Origin of the sequence: Pseudoclavibacter sp. 8L (assembly GCF_902506465.1) — a bacterium.
Taxonomy (GTDB): domain Bacteria; phylum Actinomycetota; class Actinomycetes; order Actinomycetales; family Microbacteriaceae; genus Pseudoclavibacter.
Genome location: NZ_LR733185.1, coordinates 529,036 through 545,734, shown reverse-complemented (window position 1 = coordinate 545,734; position 16,699 = coordinate 529,036). Strand labels below are relative to the sequence as shown.

The window sequence follows — 16,699 nt, the reverse complement described above, 5'->3', positions numbered from 1 at the left end:
CACTCCCCGTGGCAGCGACCCCCAGGCCTGACGCGCGCGAGCAGCCTGAAGCGCGCGACCAGCAGGTGGAGCGCGCCGCGAAGCGCCGCAACCGCGGCGTCCTCGCAGCGCTGATCGGGGTCCTCCTCCTCGGTGGGGCCGCGCTCGGAGTCTGGCTCCAGCCGTTCGGCGACGGGCAGGTCCCGCCGGCGGAGACGGCCGGGCCCGCGCTCAGCGAGGTGCCGCTCGCGGGCATCGACGCGTCGCTGCTCGAGCCGGGCCAGTGCATCCGCGACTACGTCTCGCCCTGGGAGCCCAGGTTCGATGTCGTCGACTGCGACGCCGAGCACTCGGGGCAGCTGCTCGCCGACGTCGAGGCGACGACGTTCTCCGCAGACGCCGAGTATCCGGGTGAGGCGGCGCTCAGGGACCGCGCCCAGATCACGTGCCAGGCGAGCGACGTCCTCGACACCGCCGCGGCCGCGGCTGTGCCCGGGCTCGTCATCGAGGCCAGCTACCCCCTGAACCAGGCGGACTGGGACGCGGGGCTGCGCGGCTACCGCTGCTTCGCCTCCACGCCGGGGGCATCCACGACCGGCTCGCTCGCGGCGAACCGGTAGCGTGCGACGGCTACGCTCATCGCATGACCTTCGTGAGTGAATCCATCGACATCGATGTGCCCGTCGACGTGCTCTTCAACCTCTACGCCGAGCCGGAGTCGCTCCCGAGCGTCCTCAGCATCGTGAAGCACGTCGAGGTGCTCGGCCCTGACCTCATCAGGTGGGACGTCGAGCTCGTCGGGCAGCGACGCTCGATCGACGCGAAGGTCGTCGTCAACGAGCCGGGCAAGCGCCTGCGCTGGGAATCGGTCGAGGGCCGTGCGTCCTTCGCCGCCGAGGTGCGCACTGACGAGATCACCCCGGCCAGCACCCGCGTGACGGTGGATGCGGAGTTCGATGCCGGCGGCATCGCCGAGCGCCTCGGCCTCGCGAAGCCCATCGCAGCTGCGGCGATCGCCAGCGAGCTCCGCAGCGCGAAGAAGACCGCGGAGGCGCAGGCCGCCGCCGGATAGCCGAGTCTCGAGATGGCTTTCGCGCCTCGGGATGTGTTGCAAGCCATCCGCGTGCGTGCAGACCATCCCGAGATGACGGTGGCAAGGGCGACGGCGCTGCTATCCAGGCATTCCCTGGAGCTGTTCGCTCGTCGCGGAGCGTCACGATGTCGCGCATCACGGGGGCGTGTCGTATTCTGGCGACAGAGTCCACGTGCTCCGGGGTCGGTGTAATTCCGAGCCGGCGGTTATAGTCCGCGACCTGCTCCCGCAAGGGAGTGGCTGATCTGGTGAAATTCCGGAACCGACGGTGAAAGTCCGGAAGGGAGGCGCACGTGACGGCACGCCTCGGCGTACCGTCAGCTCGTGGAATCCGCCGACCAGTTCGGCGACCTCCACGCGCCTCGTCATCCCCGGAGCTTTCCACGAAAGCCGGGTAGATGAACACGACGTCAGCACGCTTCCTCGCACCGATCACGGTGGCGATCGGTGTGCTCGCCGTGTGGTGGCTCGTCACGGCGGCCGGACTCATCTCGCCGCAGTTCCTCCCCGCCCCCGGCCAGCTCGCCGAGCGCTTCTGGCTCGACGTGACGAAGGGCCCGATGCTGGGCCACGCGTGGGTGACGCTGTCGGCGGCCCTGCTCGGCAGTCTCCTCGCGATCCTCGTGGCCGTACCGCTCGGCTACCTCATCGCGCGTCTTCCGTGGGTCGATGTCGCGATCACCCCGTACGTCGCCGCGTCGCAGGCCGTCCCTGCCATCGCCCTCGCGCCGCTGCTCGTGCTGTGGATCGGCTACGGTCTCGCCCCGACGGTCGTGCTCTGCGCGATCATGTCGTTCTTCCCGATGATCGTCACGACCGTGCTCGGCGTGCGGCAGCTCCCGCAGGACGTCATCGAGGCCGCACGCATCGACGGCGCCAACTGGTACCAGCTGCTGTGGTGGGTCGAGGGGCCGCTCGCCCTGCCGAGCGTGCTCGCCGGCATCCGCGCCGGCGTGACGCTGTCCATCACGGGCGCCGTCGTCGGCGAGTTCACGATGGGCGGCCGGGGGCTCGGCATGCTCCTCACCCTCAACCGCGACGCCAACGACATCCCCGGCATCTTCTCCACGCTGCTCATGCTCGTGCTCCTCGCGGTCGCCCTGTACATCCTCATGCGGCTGTTCCAGAACGCCGTGACCTGGAACGACGACGAACCCAAGTCGAGGCGGCGCGCCCGCGTGCTCGCCGACGAACCGCTTCCTGCCTGACCTCACACCCGCCTGACCTCCCACCGCACCTCTCTCGATCTGGAGACGCCCATGAACACTCGTCCAACCACCGCGGGCTTCCGCTCGCGGGCCGTGCGCTCCGTCATCGCGGCCGGCGCCGTGGCAGCCGTGGCCGTGCTCGCCGGATGCTCCCCCTCGGCAGACGGCAACGGCGCGGAGGCGCCCGCCGCGGCCGCGGGCGACGTGACCATCGGCCTCACGTACACCCCGAACATCCAGTTCGTGCCGTTCTACGTGGCCGAGGCGAAGGGCTACTTCGACGACAAGGGCGTCAACGTGGAGCTGCGCCACCACGGCGAGGGCGAGGACCTGTTCGGTGCGCTCGCGAACGGCACGGAGGACTTCGTGTACGCGGGCGGCGACGAGATCACGCAGGCGCGGGCGGCCGATATCCCCGTCACCTCGGTGGCGACGCTCTACAACACGTACCCGGCGACGCTCATCGTGCCGGAGGACTCCGACATCACGACGGCCGAGGATGCACGCGGCAAGACCATCGGCACGCCCGGCCCCTACGGGCAGACGTACTTCGCGCTGCTGTCGCTGCTGCAGAGCAACGGGCTGACGGCGGATGACGTGAAGATCGAGTACATCGGCTACACGCAGCAGGCGGCGCTCACGACGGGCGCGGTCGATGGGGTCATGGGCTACATCAACAACGATGCCGTGCAGTTCGAGAAGGCGGGCTTCCCGGTTCGCACGATCGAGATCGCGCCGGCGGATGCGCCGACCCTCGTCGGCCCGTCGCTGGGGGTCGCCGACTCGATCATCGAGGGCGACGATGCGTCGATCACCCCCGTGCTCGAGGCCCTCGCCCTGGCCACGCAGGACGTGATCGACAACCCGGAGGAGTCGATCGACATCGCCGCCGAGTACATCCCGACCCTCTACACGGACGAGGCGAAGAGCGACGCGCTCGCGACACTCGAGGCGACCATCCCGTTCCTGTCCGCGCAGGAGGGGCAGCCGCTCTTCACGAACGACGCCGACGTGTGGGCCACGATGGCGACGTTCATGAGCGATCAGGACCTGCTCGAGAAGCCGCTGGACGGTGACGCGTTCACGAACGCGTACGTGCCGCAGGGCTAGGCGTCTCCCGGCTCCTCGCCGTCGCGCGCGGCCATCCGCTTCTGGATGGCCGACGTGACGGGGCCCGTGAGGAGCAGCAGCAGCCAGGTGTAGCGCGCAGGGTCCGGGCCGAGGAGGAACGCGACCGGGATCGACAGGGCGAACACGGCCGGCACGACGAACGTGAACGCGGACCGGCGGCGCGCCGCCCGCGACGGCTCCGTGAGCCCGCGGTGCACGGCCACGACCCAGATGACGTGCTGCGCGAGCGACGCGCAGATGATGTTGACGGCGTAGAGCACGACGGGCAGGGGCTGCGCGTCGAGGGTCGCCTCGCTCATCGACGCGGTGCTGAACGGCAGCAGCACGATGAAGAACATCGCCACGATGTTGGTGTTGAGCAGCGGGCCGTCGAGCGCCGACACCTCGCCCATGAGGCGGTGGTTGACCTTCCAGAAGTTCGCGATGACGAAGAAGCTGATCGCGAAGGCGAGGAGCTGGTCGAGCACGCCGGAGCCGGCGAGCGCATCCCAGCTCGCCCAGTGGTCTGCCGTTGGCGGCACGATATCGACGACGAGCAGGGTGATGGCGACCGCGTAGACCGCGTCGAAGAACGTCAGCCCACGGTCGAACTCCGTGGTGCCGCGTGCGTAGCTGCGTGAAGCCATGATGGATGCTCCGTGAGGTTCGGTCAGTCGAGGGAGCGGATGACGCGTGCCGGGTTGCCCACGGCGACGACATTCGCGGGCAGGTCCTTCGTGACGACGGCGCCAGCGCCCACGACCGTGTTCTCGCCGATCGTCACGCCGGGGCAGACGATGACGCCGCCGCCCAGCCACACGTTGTCGCCCAGCGTGATGGGCGCGCCCGCCTCGTAGCCGGCGCGACGGGGCTCGGGGTCGAGTGGATGCGTCGGCGTCAGCAGCTGCACGTTCGGCCCGATCTGGCAGCTCGCACCGATCGTGATCGGGGTGACGTCGAGCGCCACGAGACCCACGTTGACGAAGGTGCCGTCGCCGATCGTGATGTTGGAGCCGTAGTCGACGAACAGGGGCGCCTTCACGGCGACGTTCGCGCCCAGACTGCCGATGAGCTCGGCGAGGATCCCGGACGCGCGCTCCGCATCGACGGGGAACGCCGCGTTGTACTCGGCCTGCAGCCGAACGGCGCGCTCCGCCCCCGCCAGCAGCTCCGGGTCGTCCGCGTGGTACAGCTCGCCTGCGAGCATCCGCTGCTTCATGGTGCGACCGTCGTCGAAGTTCACCGTCATGGCAAAACCCTAGCCTGCGGGCGGATACGGACGAGTGTGCACGATCCGACCCGCTCGGCGCGTTAATCTCGACGGGTGACCTCGCTGTGGAACGCCGCCGGACCCGACCTCGTCGTGCACGGCGACAACCTCGACGCCATGCGCCGCCTCCCCGACGGCACCTTCCAGGTGATCTACCTCGACCCGCCCTTCAACACCGGCAAGCAGCAGAAACGGCAGTCGGTGAAGGTAAAACGGCAGTCGCCCGTGCAGGAGTCCGTCGAAGCCGCCGAGCTCGGGGAAGCGCTCGCGCACGACGCCGCGCCCGCCGAATCGGATGAGGCGGCCCCAGCATCCACGCCGCTCACCCGCACGGGGTTCCAGGGGCGCAGCTACGAGCACACCCTCGGGGAGCTCTCGGCGTTCAACGACGAGTTCGCCGACTACTGGGGCTTCCTCGAGCCGCGCCTCGTGGAGGCCTGGCGGCTGCTCGACGAGACGGGCACCCTGTACCTGCACCTCGACTACCGGGAATCGCATTACGCGAAGGTTGTCCTCGACGCGCTCGTGGGGCGCGACAAGTTCCTCAACGAGATCATCTGGGCGTACGACTACGGGGCGCGCACGTCGAAGCGGTGGCCGGCGAAGCACGACACGATCCTCGTCTACGTCAAGGACCCGAAGAAGTACCACTTCGATGCCGCCGAGGTCGACCGCGAGCCGTACATGGCGCCCGGACTTGTCACCGAGGCGAAGCGGGCGCGGGGCAAGCTGCCGACGGACGTCTGGTGGCACACGATCGTCTCCCCGACCGGCAAGGAGCGCACCGGCTACGCGACGCAGAAGCCGGCGGGGCTGCTGCGGCGCATGATCCGCGCATCCAGCCGGGAGGGCGACTGGGTCGCCGACTTCTTCGGCGGCTCCGGCACGACGGCGGCGGTGGCGCGCGAGTGCGGGCGCAGGGTCGTGACGGTCGACGCGTCGGTGGATGCGCTGCGCACCATGCGGAGGCGACTCGGCCCAGAGGGGGTCGAGTACCGGAAGCTCACGAAGGACGGCTCGAGGCTCCTCTCGGGCGCCCCGAAGCGCAGGCGCTAGCCGATCGAGACCCGCGCGACCGACTCGAGGAGAGCGTCCGCGACACCACGGAGCTCATCTGCGGTCGTGGACGCTCCCCACGTGAACCGGAGGGCCGTCCGCGCGTCGTCCTCCGAGATGCCGAGGGCGAGCAGCACGTGCGACGGCTCGTCGTGGCCGGCGGCGCAGGCCGCGCCAGCCGAGGCGAGCACACCGTGCTGCTCGAGCTCGAGCAGCACCGTCTCGCCGTTGATGCCTGGGATGATGAGCGACGCGTGCCTGGGGAGGCGAGCGGATGCGTGGCCTGTGAGCCGCGCGCCCGGGATCGACCCCAGCACCGCGGCGACGAAGGCGTCTCTGGCGCTGAGGGCGCTGAGGGCGTCGAGCTCGCCCGAGCGCCGCTCCTCGTCGGCGAGCCGCAGCGCGACCGCGAACGCCACCGCGAAGGCCACGTTCTCCGTCCCAGAGCGACGCCCTCGCTCCTGGCCGCCACCGTGGATGAGTGGCTCGAGCGGCAGCCTCGACCGCACCGCGAGGGCCCCGACCCCCTTCGGGGCCCCGAACTTATGGCCGGACACGCTGAGCGCATCCACGCCGGTCGACGACATCGAGATGTCGAGGGTGCCCGCCGCCTGGATGGCGTCCGTGTGGAACGGCACCCCGCGCGCATGGGCCACGACGGTGAGAGCGGCGATGTCCTGCACCGTGCCGACCTCGTTGTTCGCTGTCGAGAGCGAGACGAGCGTCGTGTCGTCGCGGAGGGCAGCGGCGAGCGACTCCGCGCTGACCGTGCCGCGGGCATCCACGTCGACGAACGACACCTCGAAGCCGTGGAGCCGCACCAGTGCGTCGACGGAGGCGAGCACCGACTCGTGCTCGAGGCGGCTCGTCACGACGTGCCGTCCGCGCGGGTCGCCGAGCGCGAGGCCCTTGACCGCCAGATTGTTCGCCTCGGTGCCGCCCGAGGTGAACACGATCTCGGTGGCGCGGCAGCCGAGCACGGCCGCGACGCTCTTCCTAGCGTCGGCTAGCGCCGCAGACGCCTCCTCGCCGAGCCCATGCGTGCTCGACGGGTTGCCGAACGACGCCGTCAGGAACGGCCAGGCGGCGGCGAGCGCCTCCTCGCGAACCGGCGAGGTCGCCGCGGCGTCGAGGTGCAGCACGTCAGGCACCCGCCTCAGTCATCGGGCTCAGTCATCGGTGTCGGACACGGGCCCGACCTCGAGCGACATGTCGAGACCCAGGTCGATGGCCCGCGCGCTGTGGGTGAGCGCGCCGACGGAGATGACGTCGACACCGGTCTCCGCGATCGCTGCGACCGTATCGAGGCTCACCCCGCCGCTCGCCTCCACGACCGCCCGACCGGCGATGAGGGCGACGCCCTCGCGCAGCTCGGCGAGCGAGAAGTTGTCGAGCATGATCGTATCCACGCCCGCGTCGAGCACCGCCGCGATCTGGTCGAGCCGATCGACCTCCACCTCGACGTGCGTCGTGTGGCCCAGCCTCGCGCGCGCTGCGAGGAGCGCAGCCGTGACCCCAAGGCCGGACTGCTGGAGCAGCACCGCCAGGTGGTTGTCCTTGGCCATGACGGCATCGGACAACGAGAAGCGATGGTTCCGGCCGCCCCCGCTCGCGACGGCGTGCCGCTCGAAGGCCCTGAGCCCTGGCGTCGTCTTGCGGGTGTCCGTGATGCGAGCCGAGGTGTGGGCGACGGCCTCGACGTAGCTCCGGGTGAGGCTCGCGATGCCGCTCATCCGCTGCGTGAAGTTCAACGCGACCCGCTCGGCCGTCAGCACCGACCCGGCGGGACCCGTCACCGTCGCCAGCACATCCCCGGCCACGAACGCCTCGCCATCGTCGGCGTGCAGATCGACGAGGACCTCGGCATCCGTCAGCCGGAACGCCGCCGCGAACACGTCGATGCCCGAGAGCACCCCCGCCTCGCGGGCGACGAGCGTCGCGCTCGCGGTCGCCTCGACGGGGATGAGCGCGTGCACCGTAATGTCACCCCACGGGGCGTCTTCGGTCAGCGCAGCGCTGACGGCGGTCGTGATGTGGGCAGGAGTCAGCATCAGTGCGCCATCGCCTTCTGTCGGAGGGGGAGCGAGCGGGGGAGTGCGTGCGGCGACGCGGGCTGGGACGCCGCACCTGCCGCCGGATGCTCGTCGGATCGGAAGTGCGCGCCCACCGACTCGGTGCGCGCGAGCGCCGCGGCCACCGTGAGCCGGGCGAGGAGGAGCAGGTTCGTGTCCTCGCGGTCGCGGACGCTGGAGGAAGCCCCGTCTGCTGGCCGTGCCTCGGCCCACGCGTCGAGCGTGCGCTTGGCGTCTTCGAGCGCCGGACCGCTGCGGTGCAGCCCCGCGTGCGTCCACATGAGCTCCTGCAGCGCCCCGCGCGAGAAGGCCGGAGCGTCGTCGCGCGACGTCGCCTGTCCAACATGAGTGCGATTCTGGCGAGAAAGCGGTTGAACCAGCCCTGCTTGGGCAGATTCGCACGAAAGTTGGTCAGCGGCGGCGGCAACGGGGGCAGGAGCCGAGGCGAGGGATCGCGCTTCGGCGTCGTGGTCGATCGCCTCCGCGATGCGGCGCCCGAACACGGCACCCTCGAGGAGCGAGTTCGACGCGAGCCGGTTGGCGCCGTGCACGCCGGTGCGGGCGGTCTCCCCGGCGGCGAACAGCCCGGGGATGCTCGTGCGCCCGGAGAGGTCGGTCACGACCCCGCCCATCAGGTAGTGGGCGGCCGGCGTCACGGGGACCGTCTCGCGCGACCAGTCGAGCCCGCTCGCGTCGATGCGCGCAGTGATGCTCGGGAATCGGCGCTCGAGGAACTCCCGCCCGAGGTGCCTCGCGTCGAGGCGGACGGGGCGGCCGTCCTGCTTCGCCATCTCGTCGGCGATGCCCCGCGCCACGATGTCGCGTGGGGCGAGCTCCGCGTCGGGATGCACGCCGAGGAGGAACCGCTCGCCCGCCTCGTTCAGCAGCACGGCTCCCTCCCCGCGCACGGCTTCCGAGATGAGCGCGCCGCCGGAACCGGCGAGCACCGTCGGATGGAACTGCACGAACTCCAGGTCCGCGAGCTGTGCGCCGGCCCTGGCTGCGGCGACGATGCCGTCGCCGGTCGCGACAGCGGGGTTGCTGGTGTGGGCGAAGAGCTGGCCAATGCCGCCCGTCGCGAGGACGACGGCATCGGCGAAGTGGAAGCGGGGCGTCGGCGCCTCGGGGCTGAGGAGCCGCGCGCCGACGGCACGCCCGCCGCGCACCGCGACGTCGGCGAGGAACGTGTGCTCGAGCAGCCGGAGCTCGCCGTGCGCGGCCGCTGATCGGACTGCTGCGCTGAGCGCGCGCTGGATCTCGCGCCCCGTGGCATCGCCGAACGCGTGCAGGATGCGGGCGTGCGAATGCGCGGCCTCCAGGCCCCGGGCGAGCGCGCCGGCGGGTTCCCGGTCGAAGCGGGTGCCGAGCGCGATCAGCTCGAGGATGCGCGCCTCCGCGGAACGGCAGAGCACCTCGATGGCGCGCCGGTCGCCGAGGCCGGCACCGGCCGCGACGGTGTCGCGGACGTGCGACTCGACGCTGTCGTCGCCGTCACGCTCGGTGCCGGTGCCGGTGCCGGTGCCGAGTACCGCCGCGATGCCGCCCTGGGCGTGGGACGTGGCGGTGTCATCGAGTGTCGACTTCGTGACGACGCTCACGTCGTGGCCGTCTGCGCAGGCGGCGAGGGCGGCGGTCAGGCCGGCGATGCCGCTCCCGATGACGAGGACCCGCAGGGGCCCGGTCTCGTGGGCCATGTCAGGACGCCATCGTGGTGTCTGGCCTTGCCGCGAGCATCCGCTCGACGGCGACCCTGGCGGGCTCGGCGATGTGTGCGGGGACGCTGATCTGGTTGCGCACCTCGCCCGCGACGAGCCCCTCGAGCACCCAGGCGATGTAGCTGGGGTGGATGCGGTACATCGTCGAGCAGGGGCACACGACGGGGTCGAGGCAGAAGATGGTGTGCTGGGGGTACTCGGCGGCGAGGCGCTGCACGAGGTTGATCTCGGTGCCGATCGCGAACACCGACCCGTCTGGGGCGGCCGCGATGGCCTTCGTGATGTAGTCGGTGGAGCCGAACTCGTCGGCGGCGTCGACGATCGCCATGGGGCACTCGGGGTGCACGATGACGCGCACCTCGGGGTACTCGGCGCGGGCCTTCTCGATCTGCGCGACGGTGAAGCGCTTGTGGACGGAGCAGAAGCCGTTCCACAGGATCACCTTGGCGGCGTCGAGCGACTCAGGGGTCTGCCCGCCGAGGGGGCGGCGCGAGTTCCACAGCGGCATCTCCGAGGTGGGCACGCCCATGGCCTTCGCGGTGTTGCGGCCGAGGTGCTGGTCGGGGAAGAAGAGCACCCGCTGGCCGCGCTCGAAGGCCCACGTGAGCACCGTCTCGGCGTTCGAGGAGGTGCAGACGATACCGCCGTTGCGGCCGCAGAACGCCTTGAGCTCGGCGGAGGAGTTCATGTAGGTGACGGGGATGACGGGCACGCGGCCGCTGGCGTCCGGCTCCGTGCCGTAGAGCTCGGTGAGCTGCTCCCAGCACTCTTCGACGGAGTCGCTGTCGGCCATGTCGGCCATGGAGCATCCGGCCGCGAGGTTCGGGAGGATGACGGCCTGCTCCGGTGCCGACACGATGTCGGCGGTCTCCGCCATGAAGTGCACGCCGCAGAACACGATGGCTTCTGCCTCCGGCTTGGCCTTGGCGGCGTTCGCGAGCTGGAAGGAGTCGCCGATGAAGTCGGCGTACTGCACGACCTCGTCTCGCTGGTAGAAGTGGCCGAGGGTCACGACTCGGTCGCCGAGCGTGGCCTTGGCAGCGAGGATGCGGTCGTGGATCTCCTCGTCACTCGCGGTCCGGTACTCCTCCGGCAGGAGTTCCTGCCTGGGCGCCGCGGGCGGAAGCCGGTCGGCCATTGACGCCCCAGGCCCGTAGGACGGCACTTGCAGGTCGAACACCCACGGGGACTTCACGAGCTCCGGCGAGCAGCTCTCGCCCGCCTGCTTGCCGTTCTGGATGCGCGTGATCGTGGTGTGCACTGAGGCGGTCGTGGTCATGGCTTGCGTCTTTCTTCGCGGGGGTGCTCTCGCGGGCCGGGGCGGAAGCCTCGTTGTACCGGTAGAGCTTCGGGGGTCGGTGCCGGGTGCCGGCGAGGGTCTCTCCGGTCTCGGTGAGGGACTTCGAGGCGAGCATGTCGCGGCGGAAGTTGGCGGCGTCGAGCGGTCTGCCGAGCACTGCCTCGTAGACCTCCCGCAGCTGGGCGAGGGTGAACGATTCGCCGAGGAAGCTGTGCGCGATCGAGCTGTACTCGACCTTGTTCCTGAGCCGCCAGAGGGCGTAGTCGATGATGCGCCGGTGGTCGAAGGCGAGGGGCGGGAGGTCGTCGATGGGGTGCCAGCGCACGTTGTCTCCGAGGCGGGCGGAGCTCGCCTCCTCGCCGCCCACGAGCGCCCAGTAGACGACGGAGACGACGCGGGGGTCGTTGCCGAAGACGCGGTCGGCGTCGCCGAAGGCGTAGAGCTGCTCGAGGTACTTGGGCGCGAGGCGCATCGTCTCGAAGAGGGTGCGCGAGGCGGCGGCGCCGAGGTCTTCGTCGCCGAGCGGTCCGCCTGGGAGGGCGAGGAGGTCGATGAACGGCTGGCGCTGACGGCGCACGAGCGGGACCCAGATCGTGGGCGCTGGCGCCCGGTGCGACGAGGGCGGGGAAGGGCGCAGCGCGAAGATCACCGTGGAGACGGCGAGGGTCGCGTTGGTGGCGGTCATCCGCTGCTCTCTTCTCTGCTGGTGGTGTCGCCGGAACGGCGCCTACTTAAGGTCAGTTCGACTCTAAGTGGAGTGTACGCCACGTTCGCCGCTGCGAGCTCGGCGCGCCTAGGCTGTTGCGGTGAGTGAACAGCAGCAGTTCGGCAGCGAAGACGACGCCCCTCACGGGGTCGGCCCCTGGCCTGGTGGGCGCGAGGAATGGCCCGAGGGGCCGTGGTTCGACGCGGAGCTGCTCGAGCACGGCGACCGCAGGAACGTGATCGACCGCTATCGGTACTGGTCGATGGATGCGATCGTCGCCGACCTCGACACGAAGCGTCACGCGTTCCACGTCGCGATCGAGAACTGGCAGCACGACATGAACATCGGCTCGATCGTGCGCAGCGCGAACGCGTTCGCCGCCGACACAGTGCATATCGTCGGCAAGCGCCGCTGGAACAAGCGGGGTGCCATGGTCACTGATCGGTACCAGCACGTCGTGCACCACGAGACGGTCGAGGCGTTCATCGCCTGGGCGAGAAGCGAGGGTATGCCCGTGCTCGCCATCGACAACGTGCCCGGCTGCGTGCCCATCGAGACCTACGAGCTGCCGGAGCGGTGCGTGCTGCTGTTCGGTCAGGAGGGCCCAGGGGTGTCGGCGGAGGCTGTCGAGGTGTCGGATGCTGTGCTGGAGATCTCGCAGTTCGGCTCGACTCGCTCGATCAACGCGTCAGCGGCGGCGGCTGTCGCGATGCACACGTGGGTGCTGCAGCACGTCGACTTCGCCTAGAGGGCGGTGCTCGTCTCGTCCTTCGCGAGCGCCGCGGCTCCGGCGAGGATCAGGTCGAGGCCCGCCGTGAAGCGCTCGGTGGGATCCTTGGGCTCGAGTGGGTCCTGGGTGTGAGCCTGGAGGGCGCCGACCTCCGCGGCGTGGGTCCGCTGCTGCTCGTGGAAGGCCTGCCCGATCGTGTAGTGCACGACCGCTTCGGCGCACGTGCGACTGCCCGCGCCCTCGAGGGTGAAGTCGCTCCGGGCCGCGCCGGAGGTCATCCGCACCAGGTCGACACTCAGCAGGCCGAGCGCGAACGAACTCGAGACGAGTTCGGCGCCGTCCCTGCGCGAGAGGAGCGCGGTGCGAAGCTGCAGTGCGAGGGTACGGGTCTGCTGTGTTCCGGGCTCGACTCCTTTGCCCGGGAAGAGCCACGTCTCGGTGGTGAGTGAGCGCAGGATGCGGTCGCTCACGGCCGCGAGCAGCGACTGCTTGTTGGGGAAGTGCCAGTAGAGCGCGCTCGGCTGCACCTCGAGGTAGTCGCTGATGCGCCGCATGGAGAGGTTCGGCAGGCCGTGCTCGTCCAGTACCTCGAGGGCCGTGGTGACGATCTCGGTGCGGCTGAGCTTCTCGTGGCTGCTCGCGGGTGTGCGTGCGGCGTCACGTGAGGCGCCTTCGGCTGGACCACGGGGTGTCATGGCGCTAATCTACTGAACACTGTTCACTGAACACTGTTCAGGAGATTCGAGAGAAAGGTCCTACCCCCTATGAGCACCGAATCGACCACAGCTGCCGGGCGTCCCGCCAACGGCGCCGTGCCCCGCGTACTCGCCGACCTCGTGGCCGGGGCCGGTTCTGGCCGTGGGGTCAGCGCCCGTACCCGTGCCGAAGTTCAGCTCCTCAACGTCGCGCTCGTGCTCGGCGGCACGCTGTTCCTCATTGCGGCCGGCTTCATCGTCGTCCCGCTGCCGTTCACGCCAGTGCCCGTCTCGCTCGCGACCTTCGCGGTGCTGCTGACCGGCGCATCCCTCGGCCCCGCACGGGCCGCGGCGAGCGCCGGCCTGTACCTTGCGCTCGGAGCTCTCGGCGCACCCATCTTCGCCGACGGGGCCTCCGGCGTGCTGTTCCCTTCGTTCGGCTACATCATCGGCTACGTGCTGGCCGCCGTCGCCGTCGGTGCGCTTGCCCGTCGCCGCGCCGACCGCCACATCGCGTCCACAGTCGGCGCCTCGGTGCTCGGCACCCTCCTCGTCTACGCGGCCGGCGTGCCGTGGCTCGCGGTCTCGCTCGGCGTCGACCTCGGCACCGCCCTCGCGCTCGGGGTCGTGCCGTTCCTCATCGGCGATGCCATCAAGATCGCGGCCGTCAGTGCGCTGCTGCCGTCGACGTGGAAGCTGCTCAGTCGGTAACCGCCGCCCAGGAGGGGTCGCCGGGGAGCCGCCCCATCGGGTCTCGCTGCGACGCGGGAACGGTGAGGTCGGGCTGCGCGACGGAGCGACGCAGGGCCTCGTCGACGGTCAGCGGGCGCTCGGCGTCCTCCGGGAGGAGCTCGGCGATCCACGTGTCCTCGTCGGCGACCATGTCCTCGCGAAGGCTCTCCATGAGCGACGTCACGGTCGAGGACGGCACATCGGTGATCAGTGTCGCGAGCCTCGCGACCAGGGACTCGGGCAGCCCAGGCAGGATGACCTGCGGCCGGCGCTTCTCGACGGTGTCGGCGTAGCGGTCGATGAGCCTCGGGTAGGGGAGTCGCTCGCCGCCGCCGACGGAGTAGGCACGCGTGGAGACATCGGCAGTCAGCGCGCCGCTCACGGCCCTGGCAAGGTCGACCACCGCGATGGGCTCGACGTCGCTCTGCATCCACGCAGGCACCACGGTCACGGGCAGCCGCGCGGCGAGCTGCGACATGAGCTCGAAGCTCGTGGAGCTCGCGCCGAGGACCATGGCGGCTCGCAGGGTGACGACCACCGCGTCCGCCTCGTGGAGCTCGCGCTCGACCTCGAGGCGCGAAGTGAGGTGCTCCGAGAGCTCCTCCTCCGCGACGGGCGGGATGATGCCGGAGACGTACACGATGCGTCGAACTCCAGAGCGATCAGCGGCCGCGCGCACGAGCCGCGCCGCCTCGAGATCCGCCTCGCGGAAGTTGTCGCTCGCCATGCCGTGCACGAGGTAGAGGATGGCGTCGACGTCGCCCGTCACCGCTGACGCGACGGAGGCCTCATCGAGCACGTCGAGCTCGACCCGGCGCACCCGCTCGGCCCACCAGAACGCGTCGAGGTCACCCGGCTTGCGGGCGCCGGCCGTGACCTCCATGCCCGCGTCGAGCAGGACCGGTATGACTCGGCTGCCGATGTATCCCGTCGCGCCCATCACCAGTACGTTCATCGCTCAAAGCCCTGCCTCCTCGGCACCGCGTCGGGTGCCGGCCCCCATCATCGCGGTGCAAGCTGCGAGGCGGCATCGGCGTTCTGTAAGGAAGGGCACCCACCTCGTATGGGTTCCGTTAGGACGACCCTGCAGGCGCTTTGAGAGGAGTTGTATCGAGCACTGCGCCTCACGGCGTGCAGCCCAGCCGCCTCGGCTCGGCCGCTGACCTCCGAACGGAGCCCAAGTGCTTGACGTCGTCTTCGTCGCGGGCGTGCTCGCCCTCTTCGCCACCATCGGCCTGCTCGGCAAGGCGATGGAGAAACTGTGATCGTCTTCGACATCATCGCGGTCGCTCTCGGCGTCGCCGCCATCGTCTATCTCGTCGTGGCACTCCTGAAACCGGAGCGCTTCTGATGGACGGATCTCCTGTGCTCATGGCATCCCTCGCGTTCCTGACTCTCGCGCTCCTCCTCGCGGCACTCCACCGCCCCCTCGGCGACTACCTCGCCTGGGTCTACACCTCAGAGAAGGACTGGCGTCTTGAGCGGGCCGCGTACCGGCTCGTGGGCGTCGACCCCGCCTCCCCGCAGACCTGGCAGTCGTACCTCCGCGGAGTGCTCATCTTCTCCGCGGTCGGCGTGCTCCTCGTCTACCTCCTGCAGCGCACGCAGCAGTGGCTGCCCTACTCGCTTGGGCTGCCGGCGCCGTCCGAGCCCCTCTCCTTCAACACGGCAGTCTCGTTCGTCACGAACACGAACTGGCAGTCGTACTCTCCGGAGCTCACGCTCGGCTACACCGTCCAGCTGTCGGCGCTCACCGTGCAGAACTTCGTCTCCGCCGCGGTCGGCCTGGCCGTCGCGATCGCCCTCGTGCGCGGTCTCGCCGCCACGCGCAGCGGCACGCTCGGCAACTTCTGGGTCGACCTCGTGCGGGGCACCGTCCGAGTCCTGCTGCCCATGTCGACGATCGCCGCGCTCGCGCTGCTCGCGGGCGGCGTCATCCAGAACTTCAACGGGTTCACCGACATCGCGACGCTCGCCGGGGCAACACAGTCCATCCCGGGTGGCCCCGTCGCGTCCCAGGAGGCGATCAAGCTCGTCGGCACCAACGGAGGCGGCTTCTTCAACGCGAACTCGGCGCATCCGTTCGAGAACCCGAGCGCTGCGACGAACCTGCTGCAGATCGTCCTCATGCTCGCGATCCCGTTCTCGCTGCCTCGGACCTTCGGGCGGATGGTCGGCGACCGCCGCCAGGGGCTCGCCGTGCTCGCCGTCATGGCCACGCTCTTCACCGTGTCGTTCGCCGTGCTCACCGCCGTCGAGAGCGCGGGCTTCGGCGCAGCGCCCGAGGCCGCGGGGGGAGCGATGGAGGGCAAGGAGCAGCGCTTCGGCATCATCGGCTCGACGCTCTTCGCCACCACGAGCACGGGCACGTCGACCGGTGCCGTCAACTCCATGCACGACTCCTACACGGCCTTCGGCGGCCTCCTCCCGATGCTGAACATGATGCTCGGCGAGATCGCGCCAGGCGGCGTCGGCTCCGGCCTGTACGCCATGCTCGTGCTGGCGATCATCGCGGTGTTCATCGCCGGCCTCCTCATCGGGCGCACCCCTGAGTACCTCGGCAAGCGGATCGGGCCGCGAGAGATCAAGCTCGCGAGCCTCTACATCCTGGTCACGCCCGTCCTCGTGCTCACGGGAGTCGCCCTGAGCTTCGCCATCCCGGGCATCCGCGAGGACGTGCAGTCGACGTCCATCTGGAACCCGGGCGTGCACGGCCTCTCCGAGGTGCTCTACGCCTTCACCTCGGCCGCCAACAACAACGGATCGGCGTTCGCCGGCCTGACCGCGAACACGCCATGGCTCAACACGGCCCTCGGCACCGTCATGCTGCTCGGCCGCTTCGTCCCCATCGTGTTCGTGCTGGCGCTCGCCGGCTCGCTCGCCGCGCAGGACAAGGTGCCGGCCACCGTCGGCACCCTGCCGACGCACCGCCCGCAGTTCATCGGGCTGCTCACCGGCGTGAGCGTCCTCATCACGGCCCTCACCTACTTCCCAGTGCTCGCGCTGGGCCCCCTCGCAGAAGGACTCTCCTGA

Annotated in this window: 17 protein-coding genes, 1 pseudogene and 1 riboswitch; of the genes and pseudogenes, 9 read left to right on the top strand and 9 right to left on the bottom strand. The window is 70.1% G+C overall.

Annotated elements, in window-relative coordinates:
* Nucleotides 1-8: 8 nt before the first annotated feature.
* From GV007_RS02580 to GV007_RS02565, 4 genes are all read left to right on the top strand, one after another.
* The gene (locus tag GV007_RS02580) at nucleotides 9-599 is read left to right on the top strand and encodes a septum formation family protein (RefSeq protein ID WP_160070871.1); all 591 of its coding nucleotides are present in this window, start codon (nucleotides 9-11) and stop codon (nucleotides 597-599) included.
* Between the two features lie 23 nt (nucleotides 600-622).
* Entirely contained in the window at nucleotides 623-1,051 is a 429-nt protein-coding gene (locus GV007_RS02575; protein ID WP_160070870.1) for an SRPBCC family protein, read from the top strand.
* 190 nt (nucleotides 1,052-1,241) lie between these two features.
* Nucleotides 1,242-1,368, top strand: a riboswitch (FMN riboswitch).
* 102 nt (nucleotides 1,369-1,470) lie between these two features.
* Nucleotides 1,471-2,280, top strand: a complete 810-nt coding sequence (locus GV007_RS02570) for an ABC transporter permease (RefSeq protein ID WP_160070869.1) — start codon at nucleotides 1,471-1,473, stop codon at nucleotides 2,278-2,280.
* A 51-nt stretch (nucleotides 2,281-2,331) separates the two neighbouring features.
* Complete coding sequence (locus GV007_RS02565; protein WP_160070868.1) at nucleotides 2,332-3,390, top strand: ABC transporter substrate-binding protein; 1,059 nt, start codon at nucleotides 2,332-2,334, stop codon at nucleotides 3,388-3,390.
* Here GV007_RS02565 and GV007_RS02560 read toward each other — a convergent pair.
* Together GV007_RS02560 and GV007_RS02555 are read right to left on the bottom strand one after the other, a co-directional pair.
* On the bottom strand, nucleotides 3,387-4,037 hold the full coding sequence (locus GV007_RS02560) for a TMEM175 family protein (RefSeq protein ID WP_160070867.1): 651 nt from the start codon (nucleotides 4,035-4,037) through the stop codon (nucleotides 3,387-3,389). The genes GV007_RS02565 and GV007_RS02560 overlap by 4 nt on opposite strands.
* A gap of 23 nt (nucleotides 4,038-4,060) precedes the next feature.
* The gene (locus GV007_RS02555; protein ID WP_160070866.1) at nucleotides 4,061-4,639 is read right to left on the bottom strand and encodes a sugar O-acetyltransferase; all 579 of its coding nucleotides are present in this window, start codon (nucleotides 4,637-4,639) and stop codon (nucleotides 4,061-4,063) included.
* A gap of 138 nt (nucleotides 4,640-4,777) precedes the next feature.
* On the opposite strand from GV007_RS02555, the gene GV007_RS02550 reads away from it, so the two are divergent.
* A complete protein-coding gene (locus GV007_RS02550) occupies nucleotides 4,778-5,716 on the top strand; it encodes a DNA-methyltransferase (RefSeq protein ID WP_160071547.1) in 939 nt (312 codons plus the stop codon).
* On the opposite strand, the gene GV007_RS02545 is transcribed toward GV007_RS02550, so the two are convergent.
* The 5 genes and pseudogenes from GV007_RS02545 to GV007_RS02525 form a co-directional block, all read right to left on the bottom strand.
* Nucleotides 5,713-6,858, bottom strand: a complete 1,146-nt coding sequence (locus GV007_RS02545; protein WP_160071546.1) for a cysteine desulfurase family protein — start codon at nucleotides 6,856-6,858, stop codon at nucleotides 5,713-5,715. The two genes, GV007_RS02550 and GV007_RS02545, sit on opposite strands and share 4 nt — an antisense overlap.
* Nucleotides 6,859-6,885: 27 nt before the next feature.
* A complete protein-coding gene (gene nadC, locus GV007_RS02540; protein WP_160070865.1) occupies nucleotides 6,886-7,767 on the bottom strand; it encodes a carboxylating nicotinate-nucleotide diphosphorylase in 882 nt (293 codons plus the stop codon).
* The gene (nadB, locus tag GV007_RS02535) at nucleotides 7,767-9,482 is read right to left on the bottom strand and encodes an L-aspartate oxidase (RefSeq protein ID WP_160070864.1); all 1,716 of its coding nucleotides are present in this window, start codon (nucleotides 9,480-9,482) and stop codon (nucleotides 7,767-7,769) included. The genes nadC and nadB overlap by 1 nt, the downstream gene beginning before the upstream one ends.
* 1 nt (nucleotide 9,483) lies before the next feature.
* Complete coding sequence (gene nadA / locus GV007_RS02530) at nucleotides 9,484-10,782, bottom strand: quinolinate synthase NadA (protein WP_160070863.1); 1,299 nt, start codon at nucleotides 10,780-10,782, stop codon at nucleotides 9,484-9,486.
* A gap of 34 nt (nucleotides 10,783-10,816) precedes the next feature.
* Nucleotides 10,817-11,488 (bottom strand): annotated as a pseudogene (locus GV007_RS02525) (NUDIX hydrolase); the annotation flags it as partial.
* Nucleotides 11,489-11,609: 121 nt separating this feature from the next.
* Here GV007_RS02525 and GV007_RS02520 point away from each other — a divergent pair.
* Nucleotides 11,610-12,257, top strand: a complete 648-nt coding sequence (locus GV007_RS02520) for a TrmH family RNA methyltransferase (RefSeq protein ID WP_160070862.1) — start codon at nucleotides 11,610-11,612, stop codon at nucleotides 12,255-12,257.
* Here the strand turns inward: GV007_RS02520 and GV007_RS02515 are convergent.
* Complete coding sequence (locus tag GV007_RS02515; RefSeq protein WP_160070861.1) at nucleotides 12,254-12,934, bottom strand: TetR family transcriptional regulator; 681 nt, start codon at nucleotides 12,932-12,934, stop codon at nucleotides 12,254-12,256. The genes GV007_RS02520 and GV007_RS02515 overlap by 4 nt on opposite strands.
* A gap of 69 nt (nucleotides 12,935-13,003) precedes the next feature.
* On the opposite strand from GV007_RS02515, the gene GV007_RS02510 reads away from it, so the two are divergent.
* Complete coding sequence (locus GV007_RS02510; RefSeq protein WP_160070860.1) at nucleotides 13,004-13,645, top strand: biotin transporter BioY; 642 nt, start codon at nucleotides 13,004-13,006, stop codon at nucleotides 13,643-13,645.
* Here GV007_RS02510 and GV007_RS02505 read toward each other — a convergent pair.
* On the bottom strand, nucleotides 13,635-14,621 hold the full coding sequence (locus GV007_RS02505; RefSeq protein ID WP_160070859.1) for an NAD(P)H-binding protein: 987 nt from the start codon (nucleotides 14,619-14,621) through the stop codon (nucleotides 13,635-13,637). The two genes, GV007_RS02510 and GV007_RS02505, sit on opposite strands and share 11 nt — an antisense overlap.
* Nucleotides 14,622-14,927: 306 nt before the next feature.
* Here GV007_RS02505 and kdpF point away from each other — a divergent pair, with 306 nt between their 5' ends.
* Both kdpF and kdpA read left to right on the top strand, forming a co-directional pair.
* Nucleotides 14,928-15,017: a K(+)-transporting ATPase subunit F gene (gene kdpF, locus GV007_RS02500; protein WP_160070858.1), complete on the top strand. Its 90-nt coding sequence runs from the start codon at nucleotides 14,928-14,930 to the stop codon at nucleotides 15,015-15,017.
* Nucleotides 15,018-15,037: 20 nt separating this feature from the next.
* Complete coding sequence (gene kdpA, locus GV007_RS02495) at nucleotides 15,038-16,699, top strand: potassium-transporting ATPase subunit KdpA (protein WP_236558369.1); 1,662 nt, start codon at nucleotides 15,038-15,040, stop codon at nucleotides 16,697-16,699.

Excerpts from the sequence above, each read along its gene's own strand:
- nadC (WP_160070865.1), bottom strand. The coding sequence starts at position 7,767 with ATGCTGACTCCTGCCCACATCACGACCGCCGTCAGCGCTGCGCTGACC.
- GV007_RS02555 (WP_160070866.1), bottom strand. The coding sequence starts at position 4,639 with ATGACGGTGAACTTCGACGACGGTCGCACCATGAAGCAGCGGATGCTC.
- GV007_RS02510 (WP_160070860.1), top strand. The coding sequence starts at position 13,004 with ATGAGCACCGAATCGACCACAGCTGCCGGGCGTCCCGCCAACGGCGCC.
- GV007_RS02575 (WP_160070870.1), top strand. The coding sequence starts at position 623 with ATGACCTTCGTGAGTGAATCCATCGACATCGATGTGCCCGTCGACGTG.
- GV007_RS02505 (WP_160070859.1), bottom strand. The coding sequence starts at position 14,621 with ATGAACGTACTGGTGATGGGCGCGACGGGATACATCGGCAGCCGAGTC.
- GV007_RS02565 (WP_160070868.1), top strand. The coding sequence starts at position 2,332 with ATGAACACTCGTCCAACCACCGCGGGCTTCCGCTCGCGGGCCGTGCGC.
- GV007_RS02550 (WP_160071547.1), top strand. The coding sequence starts at position 4,778 with ATGCGCCGCCTCCCCGACGGCACCTTCCAGGTGATCTACCTCGACCCG.
- kdpA (WP_236558369.1), top strand. The coding sequence starts at position 15,038 with ATGGCATCCCTCGCGTTCCTGACTCTCGCGCTCCTCCTCGCGGCACTC.
- GV007_RS02570 (WP_160070869.1), top strand. The coding sequence starts at position 1,471 with ATGAACACGACGTCAGCACGCTTCCTCGCACCGATCACGGTGGCGATC.
- GV007_RS02560 (WP_160070867.1), bottom strand. The coding sequence starts at position 4,037 with ATGGCTTCACGCAGCTACGCACGCGGCACCACGGAGTTCGACCGTGGG.
- nadA (WP_160070863.1), bottom strand. The coding sequence starts at position 10,782 with ATGACCACGACCGCCTCAGTGCACACCACGATCACGCGCATCCAGAAC.
- GV007_RS02515 (WP_160070861.1), bottom strand. The coding sequence starts at position 12,934 with ATGACACCCCGTGGTCCAGCCGAAGGCGCCTCACGTGACGCCGCACGC.
- nadB (WP_160070864.1), bottom strand. The coding sequence starts at position 9,482 with ATGGCCCACGAGACCGGGCCCCTGCGGGTCCTCGTCATCGGGAGCGGC.